Annotated in this window: 19 protein-coding genes; 8 read left to right on the top strand and 11 right to left on the bottom strand. The window is 36.9% G+C overall.

Going from position 1 to position 17182, the window contains the following annotated elements:
• Positions 1-4: 4 nt before the first annotated feature.
• The 4 genes from PL8927_RS18270 to PL8927_RS18255 are packed head-to-tail and all read right to left on the bottom strand — an operon-like array spanning position 5 to position 4055.
• On the bottom strand, positions 5-1438 hold the full coding sequence (locus tag PL8927_RS18270) for an FAD-binding domain-containing protein (RefSeq protein WP_083624446.1): 1434 nt from the start codon (positions 1436-1438) through the stop codon (positions 5-7).
• Between the two features lie 59 nt (positions 1439-1497).
• Positions 1498-2052, bottom strand: a complete 555-nt coding sequence (locus PL8927_RS18265; protein WP_083624444.1) for an NUDIX hydrolase — start codon at positions 2050-2052, stop codon at positions 1498-1500.
• A gap of 16 nt (positions 2053-2068) precedes the next feature.
• Positions 2069-2551, bottom strand: coding sequence for a 2-amino-4-hydroxy-6-hydroxymethyldihydropteridine diphosphokinase (gene folK / locus PL8927_RS18260; protein ID WP_083624441.1), 483 nt, complete (start codon positions 2549-2551; stop codon positions 2069-2071).
• 4 nt (positions 2552-2555) lie between these two features.
• A complete protein-coding gene (locus tag PL8927_RS18255) occupies positions 2556-4055 on the bottom strand; it encodes a calcium-binding protein (RefSeq protein ID WP_083624438.1) in 1500 nt (499 codons plus the stop codon).
• Positions 4056-4258: 203 nt separating this feature from the next.
• Between PL8927_RS18255 and PL8927_RS18250 the strand changes: the two genes are divergently transcribed.
• A complete protein-coding gene (locus PL8927_RS18250; RefSeq protein WP_083624435.1) occupies positions 4259-5524 on the top strand; it encodes a glycoside hydrolase family 10 protein in 1266 nt (421 codons plus the stop codon).
• Positions 5525-5733: 209 nt separating this feature from the next.
• Here PL8927_RS18250 and PL8927_RS18245 read toward each other — a convergent pair whose 3' ends face one another.
• Both PL8927_RS18245 and PL8927_RS18240 read right to left on the bottom strand, forming a co-directional pair.
• On the bottom strand, positions 5734-7143 hold the full coding sequence (locus PL8927_RS18245) for an LCP family protein (RefSeq protein ID WP_231506056.1): 1410 nt from the start codon (positions 7141-7143) through the stop codon (positions 5734-5736).
• Between the two features lie 118 nt (positions 7144-7261).
• Positions 7262-7636 (bottom strand): hypothetical protein, encoded by a 375-nt coding sequence (locus PL8927_RS18240; protein WP_083624432.1) that lies wholly within the window; start codon positions 7634-7636, stop codon positions 7262-7264.
• 139 nt (positions 7637-7775) lie between these two features.
• Between PL8927_RS18240 and rpe the strand changes: the two genes are divergently transcribed.
• The 5 genes from rpe to PL8927_RS18215 all read left to right on the top strand — a co-directional run bounded on the left by rpe (position 7776) and on the right by PL8927_RS18215 (position 10902).
• The gene (rpe, locus tag PL8927_RS18235) at positions 7776-8477 is read left to right on the top strand and encodes a ribulose-phosphate 3-epimerase (protein WP_083624430.1); all 702 of its coding nucleotides are present in this window, start codon (positions 7776-7778) and stop codon (positions 8475-8477) included.
• A 211-nt stretch (positions 8478-8688) separates the two neighbouring features.
• A complete protein-coding gene (locus PL8927_RS18230) occupies positions 8689-9489 on the top strand; it encodes a peptidoglycan-binding domain-containing protein (protein WP_083624428.1) in 801 nt (266 codons plus the stop codon).
• 199 nt (positions 9490-9688) lie between these two features.
• A complete protein-coding gene (locus PL8927_RS18225; protein ID WP_026787697.1) occupies positions 9689-9928 on the top strand; it encodes a hypothetical protein in 240 nt (79 codons plus the stop codon).
• A 269-nt stretch (positions 9929-10197) separates the two neighbouring features.
• Entirely contained in the window at positions 10198-10494 is a 297-nt protein-coding gene (locus PL8927_RS18220; protein ID WP_083624426.1) for a hypothetical protein, read from the top strand.
• A 6-nt stretch (positions 10495-10500) separates the two neighbouring features.
• Entirely contained in the window at positions 10501-10902 is a 402-nt protein-coding gene (locus PL8927_RS18215) for a type II toxin-antitoxin system VapC family toxin (RefSeq protein WP_083624424.1), read from the top strand.
• Positions 10903-11053: 151 nt separating this feature from the next.
• On the opposite strand, the gene PL8927_RS18210 is transcribed toward PL8927_RS18215, so the two are convergent.
• From PL8927_RS18210 to PL8927_RS18195, 4 genes are all read right to left on the bottom strand, one after another.
• The gene (locus PL8927_RS18210) at positions 11054-11344 is read right to left on the bottom strand and encodes a type II toxin-antitoxin system Phd/YefM family antitoxin (RefSeq protein ID WP_027250070.1); all 291 of its coding nucleotides are present in this window, start codon (positions 11342-11344) and stop codon (positions 11054-11056) included.
• 67 nt (positions 11345-11411) lie between these two features.
• Positions 11412-11567, bottom strand: coding sequence for a hypothetical protein (locus tag PL8927_RS18205; protein WP_197047468.1), 156 nt, complete (start codon positions 11565-11567; stop codon positions 11412-11414).
• 5 nt (positions 11568-11572) lie between these two features.
• The gene (locus PL8927_RS18200) at positions 11573-11827 is read right to left on the bottom strand and encodes an AbrB/MazE/SpoVT family DNA-binding domain-containing protein (RefSeq protein WP_083624422.1); all 255 of its coding nucleotides are present in this window, start codon (positions 11825-11827) and stop codon (positions 11573-11575) included.
• Between the two features lie 127 nt (positions 11828-11954).
• Positions 11955-13493, bottom strand: coding sequence for a DNA methyltransferase (locus PL8927_RS18195; RefSeq protein ID WP_231506055.1), 1539 nt, complete (start codon positions 13491-13493; stop codon positions 11955-11957).
• Positions 13494-13645: 152 nt separating this feature from the next.
• Between PL8927_RS18195 and PL8927_RS18190 the strand changes: the two genes are divergently transcribed.
• Positions 13646-14989 (top strand): ATP-binding protein, encoded by a 1344-nt coding sequence (locus tag PL8927_RS18190; RefSeq protein ID WP_083624419.1) that lies wholly within the window; start codon positions 13646-13648, stop codon positions 14987-14989.
• A 142-nt stretch (positions 14990-15131) separates the two neighbouring features.
• Here the strand turns inward: PL8927_RS18190 and PL8927_RS18185 are convergent, their stop codons facing one another.
• Complete coding sequence (locus PL8927_RS18185) at positions 15132-15392, bottom strand: hypothetical protein (protein ID WP_083624416.1); 261 nt, start codon at positions 15390-15392, stop codon at positions 15132-15134.
• A 618-nt stretch (positions 15393-16010) separates the two neighbouring features.
• Here PL8927_RS18185 and PL8927_RS18180 point away from each other — a divergent pair.
• Complete coding sequence (locus tag PL8927_RS18180; RefSeq protein WP_083624413.1) at positions 16011-17072, top strand: ribbon-helix-helix protein, CopG family; 1062 nt, start codon at positions 16011-16013, stop codon at positions 17070-17072.
• Positions 17073-17182: the final 110 nt, after the last annotated feature.

The following is a 17182-nucleotide window of genomic DNA, read 5'->3' as shown; positions in this document are numbered from 1 at the left end:
AGGGTTAAAGTTTTTGGGCTTGATAGAGTTGTTTAAACAGGCGTTGCTGTTGATTATGATCAACAATAGGTTCAGGATAATCGCAGGATTGGCGATCGCGGGATGATATTTTTCCAGTGACTAATTGTTCGATTTCTAAACTTCTTAATTCTGGCAACCATTGGCGAATATATTCGGCTTCTGGATCGAATTTTTGGGCTTGACTGGCGGGGTTAAAAATCCTTAAAGGTTTCGTATCCATCCCACTGGAAGCACTCCATTGCCATCCCCCATTATTAGAGGCTAAATCTCCATCTATTAAGGTTTGCATAAAGTATTTTTCTCCCCACTGCCAATTAATAATTAAATCCTTAGTCAAAAAATTAGCAACAATCATTCGACAACGGTTGTGCATCCATCCGCTTTCGTTTAATTGTCGCATTGCTGCATCAACAATCGGATAACCTGTTTTGCCTTCACACCAGGCTTGAAAATGTTGTTCATTATTGTTCCAAGGAAAGCTTTTAAAGGGTTCTCGATACGGCCCTAATTCTAATTCTGGAAAATGATATAAAGCGTGTTGATAAAATTCTCGCCATGCGAGTTCCTGTTGCCAAGATTGAATTTGCTTTCTACCTTCATCGCTGCGAGAATTTTCCATCGCTTCAACGGTTTTTTCCCAAACGTTTCTAATACTAATTACTCCAAATTTTAAGGGGGCACTGAGTTGAGAAGTGCCATCAATAGCCGGAAAATTTCGCTGTTCATCATATTCATATAAGGCGCGATCGCAAAATTCCTCTAGGCGTTCTTGGGCGGCTATTTCTCCCGGTTCTAAGATTAAGGGATTTTCCCAAATAAAGCCTAATTCTTGAGCAGAAGGTAAAGAAATTACACCCATTGTTTGGGCTAATTCTTGTTCTGTTTCTGTTAAATTGATTAAAGTTTGAGAGACAGTAGATTTAGGTTTGGCTTTGGGTTTAATACTCCAATTTCGCCAAAACGGAGTATAAACTTTATAGGGTTGTTGAGATTGGGTTGAAATTTGATCAGGAGCATGAAGTAACTGATCCCAAGTGGTTTTTGTAATTATTCCTATAGAATTTAACGCTTCTGACACAGTGCGATCGCGTTCTCTAGCAAAGGGTTCAATATCTAAATTAAAGTAAACAGCTTTAGCATTTAATTCTCTGGCTAATTTAGGAATAATTTCTTGAGGGTTTCCTTGTAATATTAATAATTGACTCCCTAGTTTTTGATATTGTTCTTGAAGATATTGCAAACAGCCGATCATGTATGTTACCCTTACAGGGGCAATATCATCTCGGTTTAAAATATTGGGATCTAAACAGAATAGACCGACAACTTTAGAACTAGATTGAGAAGCGTTTGTCAGTCCTAAATTATCATTGATTCTTAAATCCCGTCGATGCCAAAATAAAATTAAATCTTCAGACATAAGATTAGATAACGGTAAAGGCTAATTTAACCACAAAGACACAAAGACACAAAGAAGTTTTAAAATTGCAAATGAGGTTTAGCTAATAGAAAACTAGAAATTGTTTTAGCATCCACTGGTTCACCGTCTAAAATGGCTTGTTCTAGTTCTTGAGGAGTCATTAAAATGGTATCAATATCTTCATCATCATCCTGTTCGGGGGGTGTTTCTAATTTCTCTAAATCTTGGGCTAAAAACGCATAAATGATTTCATCGGAATAACCTGGTGCTAATATAAATTGCCCTAGTTTTTGCCACCGATGGGCACGATATCCGGTTTCTTCTTCGATTTCTCGCTTAATAGTTTCGGCGGGATCTTCATGGGGTTCAACAGTTCCAGCCGGAAATTCTAAGGTACGTCCTTCCACCGCAAACCGATATTGTTTAACTAAGACTAATTTTCCCTCTGAAGTTACGGGAACAACTAAGGCTCCACCCGGATGACGAATACATTCCCAGTCTCCTTCTACTCCATTGGGAAGACGTAAAGTATTGACATCAAAATTGAATTTTCGTCCTCGATAAAACAGACGATTTTGTAACATAATTGGCGGTTCAGACCCGGGTTTTGTCATAATATTTAATAAAAAATCAAAGTTTTTGAATGCCTGAATAATCGATAGTTTTCAACAGTTGATTGATGGTTTTTCCGGTGACAGGATCAACCCAATTCGGGGCAATTTCTGCTAGGGGAACTAATACAAATGCTCGTTCTCTCATCCGAGGATGGGGAATTTCTAGGGTTGATGTTTCCCAGATTAAATCATCGAACAAAAGTAGATCTAGGTCAAGGGTTCTTGGCCCCCAACGTTCTCGTCGAACTCGTCCTAATTGGGTTTCAACGGCTAACAGGGTCTCTAATAGAGTATCCGGTTTGAGTTGAACATCCAGAATAGCACAACCATTAATATAATCGGGTTGCGGGGGGCCGATCGGGGCGGTTTGATACCAACTGGAACAGGTTTTTACTTGAATATAGGGAGTATGATTCAGAAGATCTAATGCGGTTTCAACTAGCGTTTTAGAGTCTCCTAAATTACTCCCTAATCCGATCGCAACGGGCGTGAATTTCATCTTTTTATGTTCCTTCTGTGCTCCCCCCAGCAAATTGAATCGGACTACCCGGTAGACCAATATTCGTATCAAATTGAAAATCAACAATCCCATCAAGAATTGCAATTAATTCGGTTTGTTCTCCAGTTAACAAATAGATCGCAGTTCCTTCTGGTAAACCATCTGGCCCTCCGGCGGCTAAATAATTACCAGGGCCTAAAAGTAGCACATCTTCGCTAGGATTAAAATTGAGAATCAAAGCATAATCAACAAATCCAATTTCACTTCCGGCGCCATTAACATAATAGGTTTGAGTGCTATCCCCCAAAACAAAGGTATCATTGCCAATACCTCCACTCAAAGTATCAATTTCAACAAATCCAGCAGGTACAGAATTAGGGTCAACGCCAATCAGAATATCATTCTCTTTATCACCACTGAGGAAGTCATTTTCTGTTCCCCCTGTTAGGGTATCATCTCCTTGACCTCCATAAAGGCTATCATTACCTTTGGAACCAGCGACAATATCATTTTGCTGATCTCCTAGCAGAAAATCATTCCCCTGACCCCCCTCAACGGAATCTTGACCTTGGCCCCCATAGCCAAAATCATCATCCTCTCCCCCCGATAGGGTGTCATTATCTTGTCCGCCATATAGGGTATCGCTGCGGAGTCCGCCATCAACACTGTCATCCCCGGTATCACCAAAAATCAGATCTCGACCATCCTCACCCAATAAAGTGTCATTATTAACCCCACCATAGAGGGTATCGTTATCCACGCCACCATTAATAAAATCATCGCCTTTATTCCCTTGTAGAAAGTCGTTTCCGCCTTCCCCAACCAGGGTGTCGTTATTTTGACCCCCATAAATAATGTCATTCCCGCTATTTCCATTCAGGGAGTCATCCCCTTGAAATCCTAAAATACTGTCATCCCCGCCTAAACCTGCGACTAAATCTTGTCTCTCGGTTCCTGATAGAATATCATTCCCCTCGCTTCCCTGAACTAGGGACGCTGTTACTGGGGTAGGTGTGGGAGTTGTGGGAGTTGTCGGGGTTGTGGGAGTTGTCGGAGTTGTGGGAGTTGGAGTTGTGGGAGTTGGAGTTGTGGGAGTTGGGGTTGTGGGAGTTGGGGTTGTGGGAGTTGGAGTTGTTGGCGTTGGAGTTGTGGGGGTGGGAGTAGGAGTTGTGGGAGTGGGAGTTGTTGGGGTGGGCGAAGGAGACGGGGGGAGGGTGGGAATGGGGGGAGTTACAGGGGGTTGAGGTTGAGGAATAACTGGGGTAGGAGGTTCAACAACCCCGTCTAAAGGTCTGGGAATTAGTCGAGTGGACAATAGAGATGTATTGGTAGAATTCGTTTCTCCCTCCCTACCTTGGGGAATAGGAGAGAGGATGTCTTTGTCCGGGTTGAAGGTGATGGCAATTTCGGGTTGGTGATTAGAGGAAGGGTTAGAGTTAAACAGGTTAAATACAATATTTGTGCTATTATTTTCTCGAATACGGTGGGCTTGGAATTCGTTCATAGAATTGACCTCAGTTGTTGTTTAAGATTAACTTGATCCTTATATATCTCATAACTTTAACGGCTTGTAAATTTTTTTGCTAAAGTTTCTATTGTGCTTACTGCCAGAACCTCTGACTTTTGACCAAATTCTGTCTAACAATCTTAACCCAATTGCTCCAAAATAGCATTGAGATAAAATCCTTTATTTTTTAGCTAAACTCAATGAGTCGTGAAAATTTCTATTTTTACCTATTTTTTAAAAGATTAAAAGGTTATATTCAATCTTTTATCAATCTGAAACGGATTAAAAATTTTGCTTTCTGTGGTGTAGTCATTGCTATTTTTTTATTAATTAATTTTCAGCAATTGTGGAGTCAGAGTTTACCAAATTCCTCAGAAATTCGTGGAGTTTGGTTGACTAATATTGATAGCGATGTTTTATATTCTTCCCAGCAGTTAACCTCTGGATTAAAACGTTTAAAATCTCTGAATTTTAATACCCTGTATCCGACTATTTGGCAAGGAGGTTATACTCTCTATCCGAGTTCTGTTGCTCAACAGGTTTTTGGAGTCTCTATTGATCCTAACCCCGGATTAAAAAACAGAGATGTTTTGCAAGAAGTTGTGACTCAAGGACATCAACAGGGTTTCACTGTTATTCCTTGGTTTGAATTTGGGTTGATGGCACCTGCTCATTCTAAATTAGCACAACAACATCCTGATTGGAGAACTCAGAAACAAGACGGTAGCTTGATTAAAAAAGAAGGGGTTGAAGAACGGGTTTGGTTAAATCCTTTTCATCCTGAAGTCCAACAATTTATTTTAGATTTAATTGCCGAAATTGTTAAAAATTATGATATTGATGGCATTCAATTTGATGATCATTTTGGCTTACCTGCGGAATTTGGCTATGATGATTATACCGTAAAATTATATCAACAGGAACATAACGGACAATCTCCTTCTTCAGATTTCTATGAGACTTATTGGGTGCGATGGAGGGCGGATAAAATTAATCAATTGATGAAAAGAACCTTTGAAACGATTAAATCAATTAACCCTAATTGTATTGTCTCTTTATCCCCAAATCCTTTACATTTTTCCTTACCTGCTTATTTACAGGATTGGTTTACTTGGGAACGAAAAGGATGGATAGAAGAACTGGTTTTACAAATTTATCGTCCTGATTTGAATCGATTTATCACGGAGTTAGAACGTTCGGAAGTGACTTTAGCTAAAGATCATATTCCTGTAGCCATTGGAATTTTAAGCGGGTTAAAAAATCGTCCAACTTCCCTAGAAATTATAGAACAACAAATCGCAGAAATCCGCCAGCGAAACTTTGCAGGGGTGTCTTTCTTTTTTTATGAAAGTTTATGGAAATGGTCAGAAGAATCGGAACAAGAACGTCAACGGAAATTACAAATTTTATTTCCTACTTCTGTTATTCGCCCCATTATAGAGAGACTTATTGATACTGGAGGGTAGAATTGATTAAATAGTCAAGAGTATAGACGAATGACCCCCTATAAATATTATCTCTCTCGCCGAGAAGTTTGTCAAGGGCTTACCCAATTTTGGAAAAATTATAATCGTGTCAGAGTCAGAGATAGAGATAGAGATAGAGATAGGGGCAGGTTTAGGTAAATGGGAGTGATTGCTATAGATTGTATCAAACCCGCCCCTACTGGGGGAATTTATTGTTTGTTGGAATTAGGCGTTGATTCAGTAACGGGGACGTTAGAAGGAGTCGGTTGATTGTATTTTTCTAACCAATCTTTCCCAACTTGAATTGTAATATCAGATTCTAAATAACCCGTACTTTCCACAACAACTTTACCAAAACCCAATGATCTTTGTAATGCTTCTGCACTTTTAATATCCCCATCCTGAGCCACAATTTTAGTTTCTTTCAAGGGTTCTGTCCAAGGTTTAGAAATTTTTACATTCCAGAATCCTCCATCATTCAAATTCCCGACTAATCGATCAATTGCGTCCGAATTATCATTACTATCTTGAAGCGCAATTCTTAAATCTTTGGGGTCAATATTATCAAATTTCCAAACATCCTGACCAAAATCAAAATGTTGAGAAACTAGATTTTCTAAGCGGGTTGCATCCGGCAACCAATAGCTGGCTCGATATTCTTTCGGGTCACTAAATTCGCCCGGAACCATGAGCATTTCGACATTTTCGCGCTGAATACCCGCCGCAAAATTTACTAACGCGACTAATTCTTCCAAGCTTAAATTCGTATCAATATGAGATTGAATAATCGATACAACTTGAGGCAATTTAGAAATGGTACTCACATCTAACGCCTGTTCCATAAAGGCTCGAATTAACATTTGTTGACGTTGTACCCGTCCAATATCTCCTAGGGCATCATAACGAAATCGTAAAAATTGTAACGCTTGCGCTCCAGTTAAGTGTTGTTCCCCTTGTTTTAAATTAATATAGAGATGCTGACTATCATCTTGATACTTCATATCCTTGGGAACGTAAATACTAACGCCTCCCATAGCATCAATTAATTTTTCTACCCCTTGAACATTGACTCGTACATAACGGTCTATTCCCACACCTCCTAATAATTCACTGGTGGCTTTTGCACTTAAGGCAGGGCCGCCATAATAGTTAGCATCATTAATTTTAGTCATTCCCCGATTTTCTACATAGGTGCGAGTATCACGAGGAATTGATAAAACTTTTAACTTGTTGTTAGCCGGATCAAAGCGAATTAATAGCATTGTATCCGATAACCCTTTAAAGGAATCGACCAACGCATGGTATCCCAATTGCGGGTGAGTTTCATCTTCCAAATCTGAGGTTAAAACCTTCACCCCCATCACCAGAATATTCACCGGACGGGTTAGTTCTGGCAACTTCATATTAGTAGTTGCCATTTGACTTTTAGAAAAAACCGCCGCTTCTTCTGGGGTTAACTTTTGCTGTAATAGGGGGGTTGTGGATAGAGACACCGCTAATAAAGCTCCGGCGGTGGCTGAAATCATGGCGACTCCAGCGAGACCCAAACCTAATCCCAGCCATCGACCCGGACTAGATTGAGCTAATTTTCTCAGGCTAGGTTTTGACAGTTTTGGCAATGGCTTTTGACTCTGATATCTTGGTACTGACACGGACTTCCTCACACACTCAATAAATAATCTAAATTAGAAATAACCGACTTCCACCAAAAGAAAGAATTCTTTTAGAACCAACTTATTATGGCAGATGTTTGCCTAATCCTTGTTCAGCAATTCGGCTGAGTCCCGGCAGCCAAATCGGTTGACGTTTCCACACTCGAATCATTAACCCTAAACTGACAATAAAATAGCTGGTTGTCAAGAGACTACTGGTTAATAACATCAGTAAGGTGAACGATTCCGCACTTTGATAGCCAATTTCTAACAATAGCAGTCCTGTTAACCAACTGAACGCTAATACAATTACTAATCGACTCACTGCTTGTTGTTGTCGTGTGCCTTCGTGTCGATATAATGTCCACAATGCGGGGAAAAAACCCAAGATGGGAATTAAATACACAAACAACTGTAAACGTTCTTGTTCAGGATTCTCGTAGAGGTCATGCGTTTTCATAGTGAAAAATAAAGAAGGTAAGCAGAAAAAAATAAAATATTTCCGAAAGACTCAATACCCGAAACCCAATACCCAACACCCGACACCCCGATTCTGATACACTGGTTACAACTTGAGATGCAGGAGAACAGATTCCCCAATGACCACAACCCAAAAACCGATTGTTATTGCTCCTTCTATATTATCAGCCGATTTTAGTCGTCTGGGTGAAGAAATTCGAGCCGTGGATGAAGCGGGTGCTGATTGGATTCATGTTGATGTAATGGATGGTCGCTTCGTTCCCAATATTACGATTGGGCCATTAATTGTGGAAGCCATTCGTCCGGTGACGCAAAAACCTCTGGATGTCCACTTAATGATTGTGGAACCGGAAAAATATGTCGAGGGTTTTGCCAAAGCTGGTGCTGATATTATTTCAGTTCATGCTGAACACAACGCTTCTCCCCACTTACATCGAACTCTTGGCCAAATTCGGGAGTTGGGTAAACAAGCGGGTGTGGTTTTGAATCCTTCTACTCCCTTAGAATTAATTGAATATGTGTTAGAGCTTTGTGACTTGGTGTTAATCATGAGTGTTAACCCCGGTTTTGGCGGTCAGAAGTTTATTCCGGGAATTCTGCCCAAAATTCGTTCCTTACGCCAAATGTGCGATGAACGGGGTTTAAATCCCTGGATTGAAGTCGATGGCGGTTTGAAAGGAGATAATACTTGGCAAGTGTTAGAAGCGGGTGCTAACGCGATTGTTGCAGGTTCTGCGGTCTTCAATGCGCCAGATTATGCGACCGCAATTGAAGGAATTCGTAATAGCAAACGCCCTAGCCCTGAGTTAGCAACTGTCTAATCTTGATGAGATTGAATGTTTTTACATAATTAACCCTTTTGAATGATCAGGAGGGTTAATTTTTTAGGGTTTCGGGTTTCGGGGTGTTAATTACTTTTTTATCTCTCCCTCTCAGGTGCTTCCTCTTTTTCTATCTGCCTCCTGATGCTAAGATTCAATCAAGAAACTTAAATTGAATACAGTCAAACTTTACAAAAATAGGGTAAAGGTCATGGGTATCAGAACTGCTATTATTGCTGGCTTGTTTTCTTTGGTTCTTCCTGTCTTTGCTCCCGTAGCATTAGCGACGTCGGGTTCAGGACTAACAGAATCATTGGCCGAAGGCAGCAATTCTGGGTTAACCTCCAGCTTTACTGGCACAGAAAATGCCACACGGGAACTCTTTTCTGAGCCATTCTATCAAGTTCAGCCTCAACCGTCTCGCCGACGGGAACGGGTGTTATCCCAGGGAACCGAAGGCTCCCAAGTAACGGGGTTACAACAACGCTTAAAAGCGCATGGCTTTAGTCCGGGGAAAATTGACAGTGTTTTTGGCCCTCGGACAACCTCTTCGGTTCGGGCTTTTCAGGAGGCTAAAGGATTAGAAGTGACGGGGGCTGTAGACCGCAACACTTGGCAGGCGTTATCGGCCGATCCTCAAATTGCGAATCCCGTTAAACAGGATAGCATTTTAGCGAAAGGTTCACGGGGAAGCGATGTCCGCGTCCTACAAGCACGTTTAGAGGCGAAAGGGTATAATCCTGGCCCCATTGATGGGATTTTGGGTTCTCGCACCCTCTCAGCGTTGCATGAATTCCAAACCGCGCAAGGGTTAGAAACGAGTAACCGAGTTAATGAAGCGACTTGGACAGCTTTAAATGGAAGTTCATTGCTTCAAGAAACCCCTGCTAATTTGACGGAAGAAAAGGCGATTTCTCCCGAAGAAAATTCTAATTTATCTGAACAGGAAAATCGGGATTTAGGGAGTAATTCTGACGAAGAAGTTTTCAATTTAGATGGGTTCACAAATTAAACCAAAATCAAACATTATTGTAGAGACGTGCCCCGGCGCGTCTCTATGTTAAACTTAAGATAAGAAAAAGTATGTAAATATTATTTCAATGGAAATTACTAAATTGTCAAGTCAAGGTCAAATTACTATTAAGTCAGGGAGAACATGGACTCCTTGATGAGTATAGTATCAATTTAAACTTTATTTAGAGGAAGGTTTTATGGCTTTTTATGTAATGTTAATTAAAGTCAACGAAGATGAGCAAGGTGTTACTTATAATTTTGGAAGTGACTCTGAACATTTAGGAAAGATTCATCTTGATAAACATCAGGGAACAATTCAAGAAATTGAACCTATTAATAGTGAAAATTATCAACATCTTTTAGTTAGAGCAGAGGTTAAGTTACGTCAACATTGGAAAGCGGGTAACTTTCCTGACCACACTTGTTGGGCTTCTTGATTTTTAAATTGTTGTCTAATAATTTCAGGAATTTCAATAAATCCTGATTGATTTAAGGTGACTAAGTTCATAATTTTTTCCTAACCTAAAGTTACCTGTGTATATTATAGCAGCGATCGCACTCCTAACTCCTTTACACCCTATATCCCAAATTCTCCTAAACCCCTTACGCCAACAAAAGGATATCTTTGGACATCATCGGGCAAGATTTCTGTAATATGCTAAGATTAGAATGGTTATATAATTGTATTTGAACGGAGGCAATCAATATGTTATCAACTGATATTAGACAAGAGTCCATGATGAAAAGAATTGAGCAAGTTGTTTCGATTTTAATGGAAGAACGCCCTTTATTTAAAGAAGAACTGAATCAGTCAGAAATGATTGAAGAGTTATTTAAACTCTTTCAAGAAAACTTACCTTTTGAAAAATTTAACACGATGTCAGATCAGGAATTAAAGAAACATTGTAGTCTGATTATGGTGACAGAAGCAGTGGCGGGAACTTTGAATGAATTAACACCTGAACAAATGGCTATTTTTGATGAAGTAATTAAACGAAAATAAATCAGTATGAGTTATTTATTAGATACTAATATTGTTTCCTTATCCCTGAAAAATAATCTTAAAGTTAAGGAAAAGCTCAAACAATTAGAATCTCAAAAAGAATTACTCTGTATCAGTTGCATTACTTATTTTGAAATTAAAAGAGGATTATTTGCAGTAAAAGCAACTAAACAACTAGAGAGATTTAATGAATTTTGCCAAGATTATCAAATTATTTTATTAGATGATTTAGCAATTTTAGAGAAAGCAGCCGAAATTCATGCTAATTTAAGGTTAAGAGGATTACCGATACAAACTGAAGATATTTTAATTGCTGCTACTGCTATTGTTAAAGGTTTAATTCTGGTTTCTAATGATAGTGATTTATTGAGAGTTGATGGTTTAAGTTTAGAGAATTGGGTAGAGTGATAAGTTAAGTTTTGTTGAAGGTGTTATATTAGCGATCGCACTCCTAACTCCCTTACACCCTAAAAAGCGATCGCATTAAAAACTTTATTCCAAATCAAGGGGATTAAAAGTAATTGTAGATTCTATTTCTAGTTTAGCATTCTGGGTTAATTTAACTTGAAATTCCATGTTTATGCTGCATTTCTTCGATGAATTGATTTAGGGGTTGTGTGTCACCTGTTGCTATATCTTCTAATCCTTTTTTAATCCCAATAATAGTTTCTAATTTCTCTATAAAATCTAGTAATTTTTGATAAGATCCAGCATCTTGTACTACTAATTCGGCTTTCCCATTAACAGTTAAAACGATAGGATTACCTGTTTCTTTCATCTGGGTAATCATTTCATTTGTATTCCGTTTAAAGGTTGAGAGGGATTGAATATCTCGATTTAGATTAATCATGGTTGGGGACTTTGCACTAAATTTGCATTAAATTTAATGTTAGCACAAAATAGCAAAAGCGATCGCACTATGAAGGAACTTCTACTAATTCAGCAATGCGATCGCCCAGACGAATAAAATGTTTAGGATTAAGGGTTAATATTTTATCAATTTCCTTTTTCATGGCTGCATGAGCGATTAAATTATCATAAATTGCTCCACCAGTCAACCCTAAATTCACCATATTTTCTATGATATTAATTGATTTCTTCTTTCATTTCTAAGTTCTTCAATTACTGTATTAGCATCGGTTAATAGTTCTGCATCAGAAACTAATACATGACCTTCATAGTAAAGTAATGCTTCTTCTTTAATCGGGTTTAAGATTATTTTTCCATCTTGAATTTCTAAAGATAGTTTTGAGTCGTTATCTAAACCTAATTGTTGTCTAATAATTTCGGGAATTTCAATAAATCCTGATTGATTTAAGGTGACTAAGTTCATTATGTTTTCCTAACCTAAAGTTACCTGTTTATATTATAGCAGCGATCGCACTCCTAACTCCCACACATCCTAAAAACCCGGTTTCTTAAAGAAACCGGGTTTTTAATCCCCATAGTGGTTGAGATTATCAAATATCTAAGTCTAACTCCATCTGATTAACTTTCACTTCTTTTTGTTTTTCAGCACTTTTAACAACTTCTAAACTCAAACGAATATTTAATCTTTTTTGATTTTCAATAATATCTTGGACTGTGACAATTTGAATCTTATCACAACTTTGACTCATGTATTGACTTTGATAAAAACCAGCAGATTTTGCCGTTTTTATCATATCTTTAGTGGGATTTTCTAAAGTTATAAATATGGCTATACTAGCATTTTCTAGTGTCATTGTTCCTATTAAATCTCGGATATCTCCTGGTTTTACTTTTCCTGATTTGACTTGAAAAATTATCTTTTCAGGTTCATTTTGATTACCTTGAAAGTAAGCAATTCCGTCTACACCTTGATCAGAACCTTTTTTTGTGTTAATTATTGCTCTATTATTAGTATAAGTTAGGATTGCCCATTTTTCAAATTCTTTTCGAGTGCGATCGTCTGCTTTATTTGCTAATGCTGTTGCACTTTCTATATCTTTAGGAATACCATGCAGTTTAATCGTATCTAAAACCCCTTTACCAAAGCTATCTTCTAATCTTCTTAAGATTAAACTAATACTTTGATAAGTAATATCAATTCCTATCCATTTTCGGTCTAATTTTTGGGAAACTGCAACGGTTGTACCACAACCACAATAAGCATCTAATACTATATCATTTTCGTTAGAACTTGCTTTAATTATTCTTTCTAATAATCCTTCTGGTTTCTGTGTTGGATATCCTAAATATTCCTTACCACGAATAAAAGGAATATTAATCCAATCTTCAGGAAATTTTCCCCCTTCATTTAACTCACAAATTTCGCTTTTAGGTTTACCACCACCTAAATTAGTTTTCTTATACCCAGCACGGGCTTTACTTGTTTCTGCATAAGGTAGTCTAATTTCATCTACATTAAAAACCCATTTTTCAGATTTAGAATACCAAAAAATTATATCATGACATTTACTTAATTGCTTTTGATTTTTAGCAGCCATACGAGAATAAATCCAAACAATTTCATTTCTAAAACTACCCACTTTTGCACAAAAAACAGCATCTAATACTAATTTTAAATAATGACTTGCATTGGGATCACAATGTAGATAAAAACTACCTGTAGGTTTTAAAACTCGATGAATTTCTGTTATCCTTAAAGTCATACTCACTAAATAAGCAAGTAAACTTCCTTTTCCTAAAACATTCCTTAAACCTATAATTAAATCAATACATTGCTGGGTAAATAAACCATGATAATTAGTGATAATTTCCTCTATTCCATGAATAGCGTGATCATCCCATTCCCAGGTATCAATAAATGCCTGTGCTTGAGCTTTATCCTCGGAACCAATATTATTATAGATTTGATTATAATTGCGTTTAGAATTAAAAGGGGGATCAATATAACATAAATCAACTGATTCATCTTTAATATAACGTCTTAAAACTTCTAAATTATCGCCATAATAAAGTTGATTAACCATTATTTTTAGCAAATTACTTTGCTTGAGTAAAACCGGATTAATCATTTTTATACTAAATTGATTTTTTGTGATACCAGAAAATATCTGATATTACCTGATGTTTTATTAAGAAGTATTAATAAAATATCTGAAAAAACCTGATAATCTGGAAGGAAATTGAGTTATAATGACTAAAAGTGTTACACCATTTAACTTTTATGACTGTTACAGAAATTTTACAATTTGTAGATAGCTTAGTATTTTCTGAGACAGAGAAGCATTTAGATGATCTGCAAAAAAAGATTATTGAAGAAGTATTTAAAGGTAAAACTTATAAGCAAATAGCAGACATTTATGATTATGATGAGGGTTATATTGGTGATGAATGTAGGAATTTATTTAAAATTTTATCTGAACAGTTAGGAGAAAATATTAATAAATCTAATTTTTGTTGGACTATAGAAAGAGTGATAAATTCTCATAAAGTTAAAATTATTAATTTTGAAAACAACCAAATAAATTATTGTCCTAATTATCCCTCGCCAAATCAATCAAAAAATCCAGATAATAGTATTATTGAAAACAATAAAAAAGCTAAACATTATTTAACCCTAGCTCCTCAAATAATAAATTTTTATAACCGAGAAACTGAACTTAAAACCCTTTCTAATTGGATATTTAAACAAAATAGTCGTTTAATCTCAGTATTAGGATTATCGGGAATGGGTAAAACAGCTTTAGTTAAAAGATTTATTGATTTAAACTTAGAACAATTTGAGGTAATTATTTGGAGAAGTTTAAAATATCCTAAACCCTTAGATTTACTTGTTAAGGATTTATTGAATATTATTAAACCCGAAGAAAAACAGACTATAGATGAGCAATTCAAAGAATTATTAGATTTTCTCACAAATAAAAAATGTTTAATTATCCTTGATGATGTTCAAAATATCTTTACTCCGGGTGAATTTGCGGGACAATATCAACCGGAATATCACAGTTATCAAAACTTTTTTACCCTGATAACAGAAACCGAACATCAGAGCAGTTTAATTTTAATCAGTCAAGAAAAATGTGCAGAAATGGAATGTTTAGATAACGACTTATATCCGATTAATTGTTTAGATTTATCCGGTTTATATGATCTCGAAATTCTGAATAATAAAAGATTAGAAAATGACGAGTGTTGGTTAACATTAATTAATTTATATGAAGGAAATCCCGTTTATTTAAAAAGTATTGCTATTTCAATTAAAAATATCTTTGATGGTGATGTTGCTGAGTTTTTAGCTGAGAATGAATTAGTAATTACTCAAGAAATGCGATCGCATTTTAACCAACTCTTTAACCGACTCTCACCTATTGAACAACAAATCGTTTTAAAATTAAGTCAATTTGAGCAACCCTTATCCAGAGAAACATTGAGAGAAAGTGTAGAGTTATCATCAACGGATTTAATTAATGGGTTACAATCTTTACAACAACGGTATTTAGTTACTAAAATAAAACAGGATAAAATTATGTTTAAATTGTCTTCTATTTTTGGGAAATATGTAATATGAAATCTAATTATAAACGAACCACGATGATCCCCCCTAACCCCCTGTAGAGACGTTGCATGCAACGTCTCTACAGGGGGAATGTTTAGAAAACATTTACAGATTGGGCTGCATAGATGATAATATTACTATCAAGTAACATACTTTAATCTCGATTAGGAAGCAAACGATCTTGACGAATTTCTTGTTGCCATTTTTGAGGATTAATTTTAGAATAGACATTGTTTTTTGATAATTTATTTAAAGCTTCAGTCATTTTTTTACCATTAGACTTGCTTTCCGATGTAGATACTTCTTCTAAAAAAGTGATTTTAACTTTAACTGAACTCTCTAAATTGATGTCGGGAGTTTGATCCAGCCATTGAATAGAATTGTTTTTTAAAATAGCGTTGAAAGTTTTTGGCATGATTTTTTAATAATTAATAATAGGCTAATTCTGGTGAACACCCACAAGAAACATAAACTAATACTTATACTATATAGCATTAAAATTTTTTAGCATCATTTTTTGGCTTTGGGCTGCTGAGAGCGATGATGGCTGTATTCCCGCCCTCCTGCTGCTCTCCCAGATCAGCGACCCTGCTTTTTTCCATAGACCGTTAGCAGGCGGGACGCCTACTCCACAGACCCGCCCTCTTGTTCTTCACAAAATTTACACTTTTTTGTCTCTGCACCGCCCTATACTTCTAAATGTAGGCTATTGCAGGATAATGTTGAACAGGAATTCAAGACTTCAGTGTTTTGAACCAGCAGGCAAACGGATAAGGTAACATCCCGCCACAACCCAATCTAACCTAACCCTCCTGTTGACTTAGTTTATTGAGTTAGCAACTTTGGGGGGTTAGGTTTAACAGCATATTAAAGCTGAAACCCCTACAAACATCTATCCTCCACCGAAAGTCTACCGCCATCCAATCCATAAATTTGGGATAAATGCTTTTAGATTTGGGGTTGAGTTCTCTCTCAAACCTTTAAAATCTAAAATTCTGGGCTCTTAAGTGAAATTTTTAAGGAATATAGTCTCATGTCCACTAATAGAAAAAAACGCACTCCTTCTACTTCCCGTCCTACTTCTGCCATTAGTGACAAAGTAAAAGTTACGGTTTCTTTAACGGCTGATTCTGCTCAACAAGTAGAAGCTATGGCTAAAGAATTAGGATTATCAAAATCCGAGTTATTTGAACATCTTGCTAAAGAGAAGTTAAACCATGGGACAGAACAAAAAGAAACAACCCCTTCTACTTCCTCGGAAACAACAGAAACCGTTAATGTAGAATCTGCTGCACCCTCGACTAAGGAAGCCGAGCTAAAACAGCAGATTGAAGAACAGGCGAATACCATTCAAAATTTACAGCAACAACTCGCTAGGGTATCGGAGTTAGAAGCTCAACTGGCACAAACCGTTACTTCTGCAACCTACGAAGCCTTAAAACAAGAAGCAGAACAGCTAAAACAAACTGTTGCTGATTTACAAGCTCAACTCAAACAAAAAGTAACACAAACGGTTGACTCAAAAACGTATAAGGCTTTACAAAAAGCCTCTGAAAAACAACAATCAACGATCACTCAATTAGAAACTCAATTAACTCGAATTTCAGAATTAGAGCAACAATTAGCCGCCGCTATTCCAGCAGAAACTCACCAAGCCTTGCAACAGGAGTTAGAACAGGAACGAAACACCAAAGGGCAATTAAATCAGCAGATTGAAGCTCTGGAAAAAGAAATCCATGAAAGCAATAGTTCTCTAGCTCAACTCCAAATGAAACAGGAGAAGATTACCGAATTAGAAGCAAAATTAGCTCACAGTATTCCGGCGGAAACTTATAAGCAGTTAGAATATCTTTGTACAAACCAAAGAACTCAACTGGCGACACTGGAACAAAAATTAGCGGATTTAGTTTCGACTAAAATACAACAGCAAGAAACCACGAATCCAACGGTTAATTATGATGCCCTCAAAAACTATTTGCAAGAACAAGATAATTTAATTAACGTTTTGCAAAAACGGGTTGTAGAATTGCAAGGGTTAGCTTCCTTTGGAGAATCTCAACTGTCTAAATGGCGAAATCGTAGCTATAACAGTTAACCCAAAGTAGGATGGGCTATGCCCATCTTCAGCCTCAAACCCGTAAAGGTTAAAACCCTCTAAGACTGTAACCAACAGAACAATATTAAAATAAATTAAGTTTTTCCGGT

Source organism: Planktothrix serta PCC 8927 (genome assembly GCF_900010725.2).
GTDB lineage: Bacteria > Cyanobacteriota > Cyanobacteriia > Cyanobacteriales > Microcoleaceae > Planktothrix > Planktothrix serta.
This window is presented reverse-complemented; position numbering and strand designations above follow the sequence as displayed.